15 protein-coding genes and 4 tRNA genes are annotated in these 15060 nt (G+C 53.6%); 17 read left to right on the top strand and 2 right to left on the bottom strand.

What is annotated here, in order from left to right:
• Nucleotides 1-178 precede the first annotated feature (178 nt).
• Nucleotides 179-1090, top strand: a complete 912-nt coding sequence (locus BUB13_RS11455; protein WP_072908899.1) for a LysR family transcriptional regulator — start codon at nucleotides 179-181, stop codon at nucleotides 1088-1090.
• A gap of 4 nt (nucleotides 1091-1094) precedes the next feature.
• Here BUB13_RS11455 and BUB13_RS11450 read toward each other — a convergent pair whose 3' ends face one another.
• A complete protein-coding gene (locus BUB13_RS11450) occupies nucleotides 1095-1412 on the bottom strand; it encodes a hypothetical protein (protein ID WP_072908898.1) in 318 nt (105 codons plus the stop codon).
• Nucleotides 1402-2796, bottom strand: coding sequence for a 23S rRNA (uracil(1939)-C(5))-methyltransferase RlmD (rlmD, locus tag BUB13_RS11445; protein ID WP_072909035.1), 1395 nt, complete (start codon nucleotides 2794-2796; stop codon nucleotides 1402-1404). Before rlmD ends, BUB13_RS11450 begins: the two co-directional genes overlap by 11 nt.
• A gap of 167 nt (nucleotides 2797-2963) precedes the next feature.
• On the opposite strand from rlmD, the gene BUB13_RS11440 reads away from it, so the two are divergent.
• The 16 genes from BUB13_RS11440 to BUB13_RS11370 all read left to right on the top strand — a co-directional run.
• Complete coding sequence (locus BUB13_RS11440) at nucleotides 2964-3596, top strand: flavodoxin family protein (RefSeq protein WP_072908897.1); 633 nt, start codon at nucleotides 2964-2966, stop codon at nucleotides 3594-3596.
• A gap of 21 nt (nucleotides 3597-3617) precedes the next feature.
• On the top strand, nucleotides 3618-4673 hold the full coding sequence (gene ispG, locus BUB13_RS11435) for a flavodoxin-dependent (E)-4-hydroxy-3-methylbut-2-enyl-diphosphate synthase (protein ID WP_072908895.1): 1056 nt from the start codon (nucleotides 3618-3620) through the stop codon (nucleotides 4671-4673).
• Nucleotides 4674-4686: 13 nt separating this feature from the next.
• On the top strand, nucleotides 4687-5796 hold the full coding sequence (locus BUB13_RS11430; RefSeq protein ID WP_072908894.1) for a tRNA-queuosine alpha-mannosyltransferase domain-containing protein: 1110 nt from the start codon (nucleotides 4687-4689) through the stop codon (nucleotides 5794-5796).
• Between the two features lie 217 nt (nucleotides 5797-6013).
• The gene (locus tag BUB13_RS11425; RefSeq protein ID WP_072908893.1) at nucleotides 6014-7729 is read left to right on the top strand and encodes a proline--tRNA ligase; all 1716 of its coding nucleotides are present in this window, start codon (nucleotides 6014-6016) and stop codon (nucleotides 7727-7729) included.
• A gap of 20 nt (nucleotides 7730-7749) precedes the next feature.
• On the top strand, nucleotides 7750-8973 hold the full coding sequence (locus BUB13_RS11420) for a DUF4388 domain-containing protein (RefSeq protein WP_072908891.1): 1224 nt from the start codon (nucleotides 7750-7752) through the stop codon (nucleotides 8971-8973).
• A 4-nt stretch (nucleotides 8974-8977) separates the two neighbouring features.
• Nucleotides 8978-9706: an orotidine-5'-phosphate decarboxylase gene (pyrF, locus tag BUB13_RS11415; protein ID WP_072908890.1), complete on the top strand. Its 729-nt coding sequence runs from the start codon at nucleotides 8978-8980 to the stop codon at nucleotides 9704-9706.
• Entirely contained in the window at nucleotides 9706-10443 is a 738-nt protein-coding gene (rlmB, locus tag BUB13_RS11410; RefSeq protein ID WP_072908889.1) for a 23S rRNA (guanosine(2251)-2'-O)-methyltransferase RlmB, read from the top strand. Before pyrF ends, rlmB begins: the two co-directional genes overlap by 1 nt.
• A 194-nt stretch (nucleotides 10444-10637) precedes the next feature.
• On the top strand, nucleotides 10638-12230 hold the full coding sequence (locus BUB13_RS11405) for a HAMP domain-containing histidine kinase (RefSeq protein ID WP_072908887.1): 1593 nt from the start codon (nucleotides 10638-10640) through the stop codon (nucleotides 12228-12230).
• A gap of 33 nt (nucleotides 12231-12263) precedes the next feature.
• A complete protein-coding gene (locus tag BUB13_RS18995) occupies nucleotides 12264-12575 on the top strand; it encodes a hypothetical protein (RefSeq protein ID WP_161947649.1) in 312 nt (103 codons plus the stop codon).
• Complete coding sequence (locus tag BUB13_RS11400) at nucleotides 12562-13116, top strand: hypothetical protein (RefSeq protein ID WP_072908886.1); 555 nt, start codon at nucleotides 12562-12564, stop codon at nucleotides 13114-13116. Before BUB13_RS18995 ends, BUB13_RS11400 begins: the two co-directional genes overlap by 14 nt.
• Complete coding sequence (locus BUB13_RS11395) at nucleotides 13106-13600, top strand: hypothetical protein (RefSeq protein ID WP_072908885.1); 495 nt, start codon at nucleotides 13106-13108, stop codon at nucleotides 13598-13600. The genes BUB13_RS11400 and BUB13_RS11395 overlap by 11 nt, the downstream gene beginning before the upstream one ends.
• A 151-nt stretch (nucleotides 13601-13751) precedes the next feature.
• Nucleotides 13752-13827: transfer RNA gene (locus tag BUB13_RS11390), tRNA-Thr, on the top strand.
• 50 nt (nucleotides 13828-13877) lie between these two features.
• Nucleotides 13878-13962: transfer RNA gene (locus BUB13_RS11385), tRNA-Tyr, on the top strand.
• 114 nt (nucleotides 13963-14076) lie between these two features.
• A tRNA-Gly gene (locus tag BUB13_RS11380) sits at nucleotides 14077-14153 on the top strand.
• Between the two features lie 32 nt (nucleotides 14154-14185).
• Nucleotides 14186-14261, top strand: a tRNA-Thr gene (locus BUB13_RS11375).
• A 110-nt stretch (nucleotides 14262-14371) separates the two neighbouring features.
• A partial coding sequence (locus BUB13_RS11370; RefSeq protein ID WP_139249367.1) for a GTP-binding protein occupies nucleotides 14372-15060 on the top strand: 689 nt, incomplete at its 3' end.

Below are 15060 nucleotides of genomic sequence, written 5' to 3'. Positions count from 1 at the left end.
AGTTAAACACCACTTTTAGTCGCCTAAAGGACGACCCTTTTAGAAGCGAAAATTTTACCATAAGTGGCCGTGTTTTCATCTGCAGGCTATAATGTTTTTGAATAGAGTTGAAGCCAAACATTTTCAAGTGTATATTAGTGTAGCTTATAGTTTTACATATAAATATTCGGAGTTTTTGATGGATACGCGTTACCTGAAAACACTTGTCGCAACCGTTAAATGTGGCAGTTTTTCCAAGGCGGCTGAAAAGCTTCACCTGACCCAGTCTGCTGTGTCGCAAAGGGTCAAATTTCTCGAAGAGCGTTTCGGCCATAAATTAATCGATCGGGCCGGCTCCAAACTGGCACTGACATCGGCTGGTGAACTGGTGATGGAGAGCGCACAGCGCGTTCTGGCGATTCAGGATACCCTGATTCGCGACCTGCAGCGCCTGCATAACAAACAGCGAATATCCCTCTGCTGCACACCGACATTCGGCACGGTTTTTCTACCACGAGTATTAAATTCATTTATGATGGGGACCAGCCGGTCGACCGATCTGAAGTTTATATTCAACAGCCCGGATGCAGCGATTGAAGGGGTACGTAATCACGAGTTTGATCTGGCTGTGGTCGAGCATTGCTGCGAAACCGATATCAGCGAGTTCAATACCTGCGATCTGCCGGATGACGAACTGGCATTTGTCAGCTCTCCGAGCCTGAATCTGCCATCTCCAAAGCTCGATCTGGATACGTTGCTGACAATGCGGCTTTTGTCGCGAAAAGATGGCTGTAGCTCTAAAAAGCTAGTCCGAGCCGGGTTGGAAAGCTATGGCAAGCAGCTGGAAGATTTTAACGGTGTGGTCACCTCTGACGATCTGCATTTGACCTGCCAGACGGTTCTGGCTGGTGGCGGGGTCTCTTTCATGTCGAAGGATATGGTTAAGGAGTATCTCGAAAACGGTCAGATGCTCGCGCATGAGGTGAAGGGCTTCACGCATCGGCGTAACCGTACGGTCATTTTCAGTGCAGAGCGGGGAGAAGACCAGTTGGTGCAGAGCTTTGTCAACTGTATCTTCAGTGTTATGGGGCGTCCGCTTCCATTTGCATGACGGATCAGGGTTTTTTCCTGTCGATATGCTTAACGTAGTCGGTCAGCCCCTTGAACCCGAGCAGTCGGGCCAGTGGCGGCTGCAGCAGAAAGTACATAACCGTAGCTAGTACGCCGAGCGGTAGCGATAGTGCGAATGTCAGGAACAGGCCGACTGCGGCAAAGCCAACCCAACTCAGATCTAAAATCAGCTTGCCGACCGCTGTTGTCGGGTAGACAGCTTTCAACTCTCCCGGAGCAAGCTTTCGGCACATAAAACTGTAATTGTGAATAATCCCGGCGACAATTAGCAACAGTGCCGCCAGCGTCGCTTTATTCAGCATCTTCCCCTTTGAATTTCAACTCAACCACCGTTTCCACGTGCGCTGTCTGCGGAAACATGTCAACCGGCTGGACCTGCTCGATTAAATAGCCCGCATTAACCAGAATTCGCAGGTCGCGGGCCAGACTCGCCGGATCACAGGACACATAAATGATCTGTGGTGGGGCGATTGCGCACAGCGCCTGCAACAACTCTTCGGCGCAGCCTTTGCGCGGTGGATTGAGGGTGACCAGCCGCAGGTTTTTGAGTTGCGCAGCCTGTCTCGATAACTGTTCTGCTGCATCGCCGGCAACAAAGCGGCAATTTTCCAGTCTGTTCAGCTTGGCATTGTCGGCCGCATTTCGGACCGCCTGCTCAACATATTCGATACCGATCAGGTCTCCCGCATCTTTGGCCAGGTGCAGGCCGATGCCACCGATGCCGCAATAGACGTCTATCGTGCTGTCTCTTTTCGTCAACTTGGCCCATTGCCGAACCAGTGCGTAGATCCGGGCTGCCTGCAAGGTGTTGACCTGAAAAAAAGCTTCCGGTCCGATGCGCAGTTTGATGTCGCCGACCTGGTCGATCAGGTCGGGAAGGCCGTGTAACTTGATCGTTTCCTGACCCAAAATGACGTTGCCGGTCGAACTGTTGACGTTCTGGTGAACGGCGATCACCTCCGGAACTTTGCGCATCAGCCACTTGCCCAGCTTCGGCAACTGCTGCAGATCTCGGAAGTTGCTAACGAAGGTGACCATTGCCTTGTCGTTTTCCGGGCTGACGCGAACCAACAGGTAGCGTAGCAGGCCGTTCTTGTGCCGGCTGCTGTAAACCGAGATCGACTGGTGCTCTACTTCCTCTTTGACCACCTTGATGATTTTGTTGATCAGGGGGTGATGGACCGGGCAATCACCAGTGTCGATCACCTCGTGGCTGCCGCGTTTATAGAGGCCGATCAGCACCTTCTCCCGTTTGCGGCCGAAGACCAGCTTGGCGCTGGCGCGATAGGCGATTGCCGGCTCAGAGGCGAGGGTGGGCAGCACCAGTTGTTCACGCAGCAAGCTCTGATCGGCCAGCGCTTTTTCCACCCGCTGCTGTTTGTAGTCGAGCTGGTTCTGATACTTCATGCCGATCAGGGGGCAGCCCAGGCACTCCAGTTCTTTTTTGCAGGGATTGTTAGCAGTGCGTTGCGGTGCGTTGCGCAGCACACGGCGCAGCTTGGTGTAAACGTGGGTGCGCCCTTCATGTTCGACCTCGGCGATGACGGTCTCGCCTGGAAAGGCTCCCTGCACCAGTGCAATTTTGTTTTCGTGCCTGGCCTGGCCAATACCTTCGCTATCGAGGGTGTCGATGTTCAGCTTCAAGGTCGGACGCAGCTGCGGTTTTTTTGTTGGTTTCTTTTTCACGAATTTCTGTCCTGTCGTTTGCTTGGTGAGGCAGGGTACTTCCTGAAGGCAATTGCTGTCTATCATTATCTCTGCTGCTGATCGAGTTCTCACTGGAAACCGATGGGAAAATATGCCAAAACTGACACTCTTGTGAATACAGCACCAAAATCAGGGAGATTTTAGCTATGAAAGTTGTTGCTTTTAACGGTAGCCCCAAAGCCGAGGGGAACACTTTCCATGCTCTGCAGTTGGTGACTGCTGAGCTGGAAAAAGCGGGAATCGATTGTGAAATTATCCATGTCGGCAACAAGAACATTCGTGGTTGCCTCGCTTGCGGTCAGTGCGTTAAGCAACAGAACGAACAGTGCGTCATCAAGGATGAGGTCAACGACTGGATTCAAAAAATGAAAGTCGCGGATGGTATCCTGATCGGTTCACCGGTCTACTATTCAGGCATCGCCGGGACGATGAAATGTTTCCTCGATCGTTCCTTCTTTGTCGCCGGGGTCAATGGTGGTTTGCTGCGCGGCAAGGTTGGCGCGGCGGTTGCCGCGGTGCGGCGTTCCGGTGGTATTCCAACTTTCGACCAATTGAATCATTTTATCAATTACGCAGAAATGCTTGTGCCCACATCCAACTACTGGAACGTTATCCATGGTTTGACGCCGGGGGAAGTGCTGCAGGATCAAGAGGGTGTGCAGATCATGCAGGTGCTGGGGCAGAACATGGCTTACACCCTGAAACTGGTTGAAAACGGCGCCGGTAAAGTCGAAATGGCTCCACAGGCGCAGAAAGTCTTTACCCATTTCATTCGCTAAACGGACAAGGCAGGAAACGAGATGCGACGTAAATCCCGACAGATAAAACTTGGTGGTCTCGCGATCGGGGGTGATGCGCCGATTTCGGTGCAGTCGATGTGCAACACCGATACCCGCAATGTGCCGGCGACGCTGGCACAGATCGCCGATCTGGAAAAGGCTGGTTGCGAGATTGTCCGCTGCGCGGTGCCGGACCAGCAGGCGGCGGACTGCCTGGGAGAGATCAGGCAGGGCTGCAATATCCCGCTGGTTGCCGATATCCACTTCGACTACAAGCTGGCACTGACTGCTGTTGAGCAGGGGGTTGATTGTCTGCGACTGAATCCTGGCAATATTGGCGAACGCTGGAAGGTAGAAGAGGTGGTCGCGGCCTGCCGCGAGCGCCAGGTGCCGATTCGTATCGGAGTCAATGGTGGTTCGCTGGAAAAGGAGCTGCTGGAAAAATACGGTCACCCGACCCCTGAAGCGATGGCCGAAAGTGCCCTTGGTCATATCCGTATTTTGGAGGACCTGAACTACCAGGAGATCAAGGTCAGCCTCAAAGCCTCTGATGTCCGCCGTACAGTTGAAGCTTATTGGCGGCTGGCGACTCAGGTCGATTATCCGCTGCATATCGGAATCACTGAAGCCGGGACTACCTGGAGCGGTACCATCAAAAGTGCTGTCGGTCTCGGCAGTTTGCTGTACGAAGGGATCGGCGATACTTTGCGAGTTTCCCTGACCGGTGATCCGGTGGAAGAAGTGCGCGTCGGTTTCGAAATTCTCAAATCATTGGAGTTGCGTGAACACGGCCCGGTGTTTGTCAGCTGTCCAACCTGCGGTCGCTGTGAAATCGACCTGATCGAGATCGCTGAAGAGGTTGAGCAACGCTTGCAGGACTTGCCAAAACCGCTGACCATTGCCGTTATGGGCTGTGTGGTCAACGGCCCCGGTGAGGCCCGCGAAGCCGATCTCGGTATCGCCGGCGGCAAAGGCCAGGGGTTGCTGTTCTGCAAGGGCGAGGTGCTACGCAAAGTGCCGCAGAACGAACTGGCCGATGCGCTGGTGGCTGAAGCCTGGAAGATGGTTGAGGGATAGGCTGATCACGTCGATGGAAATCGTACTGCTTGAACCCTTTCTGGTTGGTTCACATGCGGCTTGGGCGAACGGATATGCCGCACACAGCCGTCACAAGGTCACAATTCTCGGCCTAGAGGGTAAATATTGGAAATGGCGGATGCATGGCGGGGCGGTGTCGCTGGCGAAGCAGTTTCATGCGCTGGGCTTACGGCCCGCCCTCCTTTTGGCGACAGATATGCTCGACCTGACCACTTTTCTCGCCCTGACACGGGAAGTGACAGCCGACATCCCGGTTGCTCTCTATATGCACGAAAACCAGCTCAGCTATCCCTGGTCGCCGAGTGATGCAGACCCCGATCTGAAAAGGGATGCCCACTACTGCTTCATCAATTACAGCTCTGCGCTGGCAGCAGATGCGGTGTTGTTCAACTCCGATTATCATCGCGAAGCTTTCCTTGGGCAATTGCCATCTTTTCTGCAGACCTTCCCCGACAACAACGAAATCGATTCGATTGGGTTGATTGCAGAAAAAAGCAGTACCCTGCATCTGGGCCTTGATTTGCGCAAATTTGATGTTTACAAACCGGCTGGTGATGAGCGGTGTGGCAAGCCACCACTGATCCTCTGGAATCATCGCTGGGAGTACGACAAAAATCCGGACGAGTTTTTCCGCGCTCTTTTTCTGTTACAGGAGCAGGGCGTCGATTTCGAGCTGGTTGTATTGGGCGAATCCTATCAGAAACAACCGGCGATCTTTGCTGAAGCACAGCAGAGACTGGAGAGGCAGATTGTTCACTGGGGCTATGCCGAAAGTATTGCTGATTACGCTCGCTGGCTCTGGCAGGCCGATATTCTGCCGGTGACCTCGATCCATGATTTTTTCGGCATCAGCGTGGTTGAGGCGATTTACTGCGGTTGCCGGCCTTTGCTGCCGAAACGCCTGGCTTACCCGGAGCACCTGCCGCCGGAATTTCATAAAGAGTGTTTATACAGTGGCTTTGACAGCTTTTTCGCACGTTTACGTCAGCTGCTGGCTGCTGCCGGTAAGGATACGAGCCAGCTGTCGTCTTGCGTGCAGAGGTACGACTGGTCGCAAATCGTGAGCGATTACGATAACCTGTTCAGCGAAATGACACGTTAAACGTTGAGGTGCCGGTTTAGGACTTCTGTCCGTCCGGAATAATTCAACGGCGTCATAAACAGCATGCTGATGCCCGCTTCGGCGATCTTTTCTGGGAGGTGCTTTAGTGTCAAGCGGCTTGCTTTTCAGGAAGAAACGGGGTAGTTTTCATTTCTTTTACGAAACCACTTAATTTCTCGATATATCAGCAAACTTCAAACCCACAGGATCGATATTTATGCGTTATACCCAGTACCTACTGCCGACCCTGAAAGAAAATCCGGCCGATGCCGAAGTTGTCAGCCATCAGTTGATGATGCGTGCCGGCATGATCCGCAAGGTTGCCGCCGGCGTTTACAATTACATGCCTTTTGGCCTGCGTTCGATTCGCAAGATGGAGCAGATCATCCGCGAAGAGCTGAACAAGGCAGGTGCCATCGAGTGCCTGATGCCAATGGCCAACCCGGCCGAGCTGTGGCAGGAGTCGGGACGCTGGGAGAAGTACGGCAAAGAGCTGCTGCGTTTCAAGGATCGTAAAGACACAGACTTTTGTATGGGGCCGACCCACGAAGAAGTGATTACCGACATCGTTCGCAACACGGTTAAATCGTACAAGCAGCTGCCGCTCAATCTCTACCAGATTCAGACCAAGTTCCGCGACGAGATTCGCCCCCGCTTCGGTTTGATGCGTGGTCGTGAATTCATCATGAAGGATGCCTATTCCTTCGATCTGGATGATGCAGGAGCGGATGCAGCCTACGCCAAAATGTACCAGGCCTATCGCACCATCTTCCAGCGCTGCGGCCTTAAGTTTCGTGCCGTCGAGGCGGACAGTGGTGCGATTGGTGGCAACTTCTCTCACGAGTTCATGGTGTTGGCCGAATCGGGCGAGGACGGTATCGTTTCCTGCGATGCCTGTGAATATGCTGCCAACGTTGAGAAGGCGGAGTTGATCTACCGCGACATCAAAACGCCGGCAGCAACTGCCGAACTGCAGAAGGTCGACACCCCGGGACAGAAGACGATCGAAGAGGTTGCTAATTTCCTCAAGGTTGAACCGAGCCAGACCATCAAGACATTGATTGTCCAGACTGCGGATGAGGAAATCGTTGCCGTGCTGCTGCGCGGTGACCGCGAGCTGAACGAGATCAAACTGGCCAATATGCTCGGTGTCGACTGGGCATTGCCTGCCGAAGAATCCCAAGTGAAGGAAGCGACCGGTGCGCCAGTCGGTTTCGCCGGGCCGATCGGGTTGAAGATTCGGGTTATCGCCGATGCTGAAGTTCAGGGCATGGCCGATTTCGTCGTCGGTGGCAACGCTGTCGATGTCCATTACACCGGCGCCAACCTCGGTCGCGATTTTGAAGTGACCCGGTTTGCCGACATCCGCCAGGCGGTGGCCGGCGATCCCTGCCCGCGCTGTGATTGCGGCAAGTTCGAAAGCTGGCGGGGGATTGAGGTTGGCCACGTGTTCAAGCTTGGTACCAAGTATTCCGAGGCGATGGACGCTACTGTCCTTGATGATCAGGGCAAAACCCGCACCCTGGTGATGGGTTGCTATGGTATCGGCGTTGGCCGCACCGTCGCTGCCGCCATCGAGCAGAACCACGATGAGCACGGCATGTGTTTGCCGATGCCGCTGGCACCCTTCCAGGTGCTGGTGTCGATGGTCAACCCGAAGGATGATGCTGTCCGTGAAGCTTCGGAGCAGCTTTATCAGGAGCTGCTCGATATGGGCGTTGAGGTATTGCTCGACGATCGCGACGAGCGCCCTGGCATCAAGTTCAAGGACGCTGATCTGATCGGCATTCCGCTGCGTATCACCGTCGGAGCCCGCAACCTGAAAGAGGGCAATGTTGAACTGAAGCAGCGTGCCTCCGGTGAAATGAGCTTGATGCCGCTGACCTCCGCAGCGAAAACCGTTCAGCAGCAGGTTGCTGAAGCCCTGGCCTGATTTTTGGGATGTGACCGGCGATGAGTGATTTGAAGATCGACGCCGACGGCCACCTCAAGCTGCCGTTGGCGATTCGCCATCAACTGGGACAGGAGGCTCTGCAGCCGGTTTCGAGTTCACCCGGCCACCTGCTGTTGGGGCGGCCGGAGAAGGAAAACCCGGTGTTGTTGGCCGGATTACTGGGCGATATCTCTGTCCCGGATCTGCTGTCGTTTTTCAACATGTTCCGCAAAAACGGCATCCTTCACTTTTCCCTCGCAAACGGCAGCAAGCAGATCTTTTTCCAGCAGGGTGAAATCGTTTTTGCCTCGAGCACTTTTGCCAACGAAGACTTGGGGGAAATCCTTTTTTCTCTGGGACAGGTCGAACGGGACGCCTTGCTGGAAATTCGTCAGCAGGTCAAAGGCCGAGTCACGCTTGGCAAACTGCTGGTCGATCGCGGCTTGGTCTCTCCGCGCCAACTCTGGCAGGCAACTCGAAGCCAGGTTGAAGGGATTGTCTACAGCCTGTTTAACGAGGCAGGCGGCAGTTTCCATTTTGAATCGAGGGCTCTTGATCAGGAAGAGATCCTGCGCCTGTCGATGAGCACCCAGAACCTGATCATGGAAGGGTTGCGCCGGCAGGATGAAGAGGCGCTGTTCATGCGCAAAGTCATCTCTCTCGATTACTTTCCGGTGCCGACAGGGAATATGCAGGAGAACCTGAACCAAGCGGAGAACAAGCTACTTCATTTCGCTGAAGCCGGTAAGCTCCCTGCACGTGATCTGTTTCGCAAAGCGGGACTGCGCGAGTTTGATGGTATCCGTACTCTTTACGGTTTGCTCGAGCGGAAACTGCTGCAGATGGAAGAGTCGCCGGCCAATGAGGTCGAGGGGGAGCTCGGCGAGATTCTGACCATCTATAATAACCTTTTCAAAATTCTCTCTCGGCGGATGCGCAAACCAGTGAAGGATTATCACCAGCAGGTGGAAGCACTGCTTGGGGAGCTGCAACAGCCCTACTCATTCGTAATGCGTGAGGTTGAGTTGTTGGAGGATGGCACCTTCGACGGCAATAAGCTGGTCAATAACCTGGCCGGCCTGGAAGAGGGAGATCGAAAAAAACTACTGGCCGATTCATTATGTGAATTGGCTTTTCAGCAAACCATGCTGGTGCGCCGCGAGCTGGACGCCGATCAGGCGCGGCCGCTGATTGCACGGGTACAGGATACTACCACGCGGGTCAGGGCGCTGGTTGAGAGGTAACACTATGAAACAGGACGCTAAGCAACGGCTGATTTTTGCTATGGATGTGGATGACTTCGCTGCCGCTGAAAAATGGGTCAGCGAGCTGCATGAAAATGTCGGTCTGTTCAAGATCGGCAAGCAGCTGTTTACCAAGTGTGGGCCGCAGGTTGTGCAGATGGTGCATGAGCGCGGAGGTGGCGTGTTCCTCGATCTTAAGTATCACGACATCCCCAACACTGTTGCCAAGGCAGCGGTCGAAGCCTGTAAGCTGGGAGTGGAGATGTTTAATGTCCATGCTCTCGGTGGCCTGGAGATGATGCAGAAGACCGTCGAGGAGGTGGATGCGTGGTGCGCTGAAACCGGTAACAAACGACCGGTTATGCTGGCCGTGACCATTCTTACCTCATCGACAGAAGAGACGTTGCGGGGTGTCGGTATCGATCGCCCTGTTGAAGAGATGGTGACGCGCTTGGCGAAGCTGGCAAAAGAAGCTGGTTTCGATGGTGTGGTTGCCTCGCCGAGGGAAGCGCAGATGGTTCGTGAGGCTTGTGGCCCGGATTTCCAGATCGTAACTCCCGGTGTGCGGCCCGGCTTTGCCGCCCTCGATGATCAGAAGAGGGTCACCACCCCGGCTGACGCAGTCGCTGCTGGCGCCACTGCGCTGGTCATCGGTCGCCCCATTTCAGCCGCGGCAAACCCGCTGGACGCCGCTGGCAAAATCCTTGAAGAGATTGAGGTCGCGCTGAGCTGATGGCCGACTATCTCTACGGTGTAAATCCAGTCAAGGAAGCGCTAACCGGCAGCGGGCGCAAGCCGCTGGAGTTGTTGCTGGCCAAAGGCGAACGTTCGGCGCGGCTGGAAGATCTGCATGCGCTGGCGCAGAAGCTGCGGTTGAAGACCGTTTTCCGGGAGCGTCGCGAGCTTGATCGCCTCGCTGGGCACAATCACCATCAGGGGGTGTTGCTCAAACTCGAACCTTTTAAGTACGCCGATCTCGGTGTGCTGCTCGAGCGTTGGCAGAGTCGTGGAGACAGCGCATTTTTTCTCCTGCTCGACGGTATTACTGATCCGCATAATCTCGGTGCCATTTTACGCAGTGCCGAAGTCGCTGGTTGCCACGGAGTGATCGTTGCCAAAGACCGTTCCTGTTCTGTGACCCCAGTCGTCGAAAAAACTGCCGCTGGGGCCCTTTCTTATCTGCCTCTTTGCCAGGTGACCAACCTTGCTCGTACCATTGATGAACTGAAACAGGCTGGTGTCTGGTGTTATGGACTGGCTGGGGAAGAAGGGTCAAAGAATCTTTACGAATCGGATCTGCGTGGCAATATCGCCCTGGTGGTTGGCAGTGAGGGCAAGGGCTTGCGTGAAAACATCCGCAAGCATTGTGATGGCCTGCTGGCAATTCCAATGCGGGGGCAGGTTAATTCTCTTAATGCTTCTGTTGCGGCAGCGGTTTCACTGTTTGAGGTGGTTCGACAGAACGGTTAAACATTGTCAACACCTGTCAGGTAAATGTGCTTATATGAACCGGGGCCGCATTCTGCAGCCCCGGTTTTTTGCGGCAAATCGATGATAATTTACCTTGACAGGGATAGGAAAAGTGGTTGATTCTCACAGATGTAATCGTGGAATTTTTTTCGGGTTTGCCGCCCGCTGCTTGTGCCACTCGATTTAGGTAGTTTGTGAAGACAAAGCTGACGACAAAATTCAGCCTGGTCACCGGTCTGGTCATCCTGATCACCATGGTGACTTTCAGCCTCTACAACATCAATATGCTGGAGCGCATCTGGCTGCAGGACACCTTGCGTGAAGTCGATACTCTCGGCGAAACCATCATCAATATCACTCATTATCAGATGCTCGAAGATCACCGCCAGCAGGCCTACAAGATGATCAACGAGATTGCCGGGCAGGAAGGGATCGAGAAGGTTCGCCTGTTCAACAAGGCTGGCTTGATTACTTTTTCTACCCAGGATCGCGAGGTCGGAAGCACTGTCAATCGTGGTGCTGAGGCCTGTAACGGTTGTCATTGTGATGCTGAAATCTCTCAGGTTCAGGCTGAAGATGGCGTGCATGTGGAGCTGGTCAACCGTAGCCGTTTCTTCGAGAACGAGCAGGGCGACAGGGTGCTGGGGGTGACGCGGGAGATCGTCAATCTGCCGAGTTGCTCAACTGCTGCCTGCCATGTGCATGCTGCGGAGCAGCAGGTTCTGGGCATTCTTGATGTGCAGGTGTCGCTCAGCAGTATGCAGGCGACCCTGTTGAATTATGAAAAAAGTGTCGTCGCGTTTACAATTTTCCTGCTTTGTGTGCTTGGCCTCAGCTTGTCGCTGCTGACGCAGAAACTGGTGAGGCAGCCGGTTGAGGATATGCTCGAACACACCGGGCGCCTTTCCCGTGGGGACTTGAGTGCGCGCATACGCAGCCGCCGCAGCGATGAGCTGGGTAAATTGTCGAACTCCTTTGATGCCATGGCGGAAAATCTCGAAGAGGCCCAGCGGCAGCTGAAAAACTGGGGTCAGACGCTGGAGACGAAAGTTGTCCAGCGCACCGCAGAACTTGAGAAAACCCAGACGCAGTTGCTGCAGTCCGCCAAGCTTGCATCGCTGGGCGAACTGGTCGCGGGCATTGCACATGAAATCAACAACCCCCTCTCAGGGATTCTGCTGTTTTCATCGCTGGCGGCCAATCATAAAAATGTGGACCCCGACCTGAAGGAAAATCTGGAAACGATCAAGCGAGAGACGCAGAGGTGCTCGCAGATTGTTCAGGGTTTGCTGGAGTTCTCCCGTTCGTCGATTCCAGAGAAGACGTCCTGCTCGTTGCATCAGGTGATCGATGAAAGCATAAACCTGATTTCCCAGCAGCCGATTGCACAGAATGTTGATTTCGTCAGGAATTATCACCCTGAACTGCCTGCTCTTCCACTCGATCGTGGCCAGATCCGCCAAGTTTTTATGAACCTGGTGATGAATGCCTGCCAGGCGATGCCGTCCGGAGGCACTCTGACAATTCAGAGTGTGTTGGAGGAGCATGATGTGCTGGTGGAGGTTGGCGACACCGGTTTCGGTATTGAAGAAGAGCAACTGAAACAGATTTTTGATCCGTTCTTTACGACCAAGGAACGTGACGGGACCGGTTTGGGGCTGTCGATTTCTTACGGTATCATTGAAAATCATGGAGGTAGTATCAAGGTTCGCAGTGTTCTCGGGGAAGGAACAACTTTCAGCATTCGTCTGCCGTTAAAATCACAGCTGGACGAACGCGAAAGCTAGGAACACTATCGATCGGGCCGATACGAAAAAATGATGGTTGAACTTCTGGGCATTTTTCCATCCGATTTGGGGAAATGCCCTTTTTGTTTTTTGGCGTTGCGCTTATTTGAGATTTTTCCCGGTGTCCCGGGAAACTTTTCGATTCCTTCCTGCCGATTAAACAGTCAGCCAAAAAAAGCTGTGAGTTCAGGGGTTTCTCCCGGTCAGCTTAATGAGGAGCCCTGTGTGTCTTTTATTGTGCAGGCTTTTGTTCAGATATTGGCTTGTCGCTTGCAAACCTTTGCTTTCGTTAGCAATAAAAAGTTACTGCAAAGAGCAAGGGGTGAAGTCAATGGCGATCGATAAGAAACTGCTGCGCAATAAACAACGAATCAAAATCGAGGTTGCAAAAGAACATAAGCCAATCACTCTCACCAAGGGAATACTGGTGCTGGCAGGTTTGGCGCTGCTGTTTAACCTGTTGCTTTGGTTGGTCCCGCCTGAAACCATCCTGGGACAACTTAAGGTTCTCAGCGACAAGTTGCCACAGTGGATGTTGAGCGTTGGCGGAGTGCAGATGGTGATTGATCATGCCGAGTTCTATCTGGCTTCGTCCGGTTGGCCGATTACTCCTGAGTGCGCGGTGATCTCTGCTGGACTGGTGTTTGTCGTCTTTGTGCTTGTTTTCCCTTCGACTGCGACAGCAAAGCGTAATGCGCTGCTGTTCGGCGTGCCGCTGTTGCTGGTGGCTAACCTGATTCGCTGGTGGGGGTTGCTCTGGGCAGGTGATCTGCTGATGTGGAAAACCAACTTTTTCTATGACTACGTTGGGCTGGTTACCTTTGTGCTGCTGGTCGGATTGGTCTGGTTTGTGGGTATTGAACGCAGCATAAAGCATGAAGCCTAGACTCTTTTTATTGCTGAAATTACTCTTCTGTTTATTGCTGCTGGCTCTCTTTCAGGAGGTGCTGGTGGCTGGCTACCGATTGCTGCTTGAGGTGATCGGTAGTTTGCTGTCTGTCGCAAAGATAGAAGACTTTGCCTGTGGAGAGGCGTGTTCCCTTCGGCTGATCGTTTATCTGTCTTTTGTTATTGTTACCCCGAAGATCAATTGGGCCCGGCGCGCGTTAATGTTGGTGATCGGCTTGAGTGTCTTTGTTGCCATCGACCTGGCTGGAATTTACTTATGGCCGGCATCTTTACCGCTGGAGCCTGTCGGTGAAGAGACATTCGTTCAATTTGTGTACGGCTTGGTCTGGAACTTGTTCCGTGATCTGCTGCTTCCCCTGCTGTTGTGGGTCGTGATCTGCGACAGGCATCTTGGTCTATTTTTCCCTGATGCGGATATCGCTGCTGAGTTGCGTGATGATGACCGCTTTTCCGAGGGTTGATCCTGCCGCAAACTTTTCCTTCGGTAATGCTTGACAACCCCGAATCGATGCACTATAAAACCCACGCTGCGAAACACGCATGCGGCAAGCCAGAAAATATCGATTTTTTTCTTGCAATCGGTTTGGCTCTAGGGTATAAATCCCGCCTTGTGCTGGCGTAGCTCAATAGGCAGAGCAACTGACTTGTAATCAGTAGGTTGGGGGTTCGATTCCTCTCGCCAGCTCCACTGAAAAGCAAGCGGCTGTAAAGCCTGACAAGAAAATAGAGAAATCCCCTGGAGGGGTTCCCGAGCGGCCAAAGGGATCAGACTGTAAATCTGACGTCAGAGACTTCGGAGGTTCGAATCCTCCCCCCTCCACCATTTAAAAACATGCCGGATGAAGCCCGGTTGCTGTGCGCCAGGAGACGTTAAGTCGGAGGTACTGGGGCAGAGCCGCGTGGACTCCTTATCCGCACATGAAAGAGTAGAGTTTGGGCGGGAGTAGCTCAGCTGGCTAGAGCATTAGCCTTCCAAGCTAAGGGTCGCGGGTTCGAATCCCGTTTCCCGCTCCATTTATCTGCTCCGCAGTAAAGAGGCAAGTTAAGCCCTCATAGCTCAGTCGGTAGAGCGCATCCTTGGTAAGGATGAGGTCACCAGTTCAAATCTGGTTGAGGGCTCCAGTCTTTTCTGCGGGGGTTTTTGCGTTTATACTTAGTGGCTTGGGTCACGAAAAAAAGAAACAAAATAACAGCTGTCGCTACAAAGACAAAAATCCAAAGGGAGGATCATCATGTCCAAGGAGAAATTTGAGAGGACAAAGCCGCACGTCAACATCGGGACCATTGGTCACGTTGACCACGGCAAGACCACTCTGACTGCAGCAATCACCAAGGTACTGGCAGAAGCTTCCGGTTCTGGTGAAGTCAAGGCCTTCGATCAGATCGACAACGCTCCGGAAGAGCGCGAGCGCGGTATCACCATCGCCACCGCTCACGTTGAGTATGAGACCGAAGCACGTCACTATGCACACGTTGACTGCCCGGGTCACGCTGACTACGTTAAGAACATGATTACCGGTGCTGCGCAGATGGACGGCGCTATCCTGGTTGTCTCCGCTGCCGATGGCCCGATGCCGCAGACCCGTGAGCACATCCTGCTCGCTCGTCAGGTTGGTGTTCCGGCCATGGTTGTCTTCCTGAACAAGGCAGACATGGTTGACGACGAAGAGCTGCTCGAGCTGGTCGACATGGAGATTCGCGAGCTGCTTTCCAGCTACGACTTCCCGGGCGACGATATTCCGATCATTGCCGGTTCTGCTCTGGCTGCCCTTGAGGGTCGCGATGACGAGATCGGTAAAGACAAGATCATGGAACTGATGGCTCAGGTTGACGAGTACATCCCGGAGCCGGAGCGTGCTATTGATAAGCCGTTCCTGATGCCGGTCGAGGACGTTTTCTCGATCTCCGGTCGTGGTACTGT

Origin of the sequence: Malonomonas rubra DSM 5091 (genome assembly GCF_900142125.1) — a bacterium.
Classification (GTDB): domain Bacteria; phylum Desulfobacterota; class Desulfuromonadia; order Desulfuromonadales; family Geopsychrobacteraceae; genus Malonomonas; species Malonomonas rubra.
Note: the sequence above shows the minus strand (reverse complement) of the source record. Positions and strands in the feature narration are given on the sequence as shown.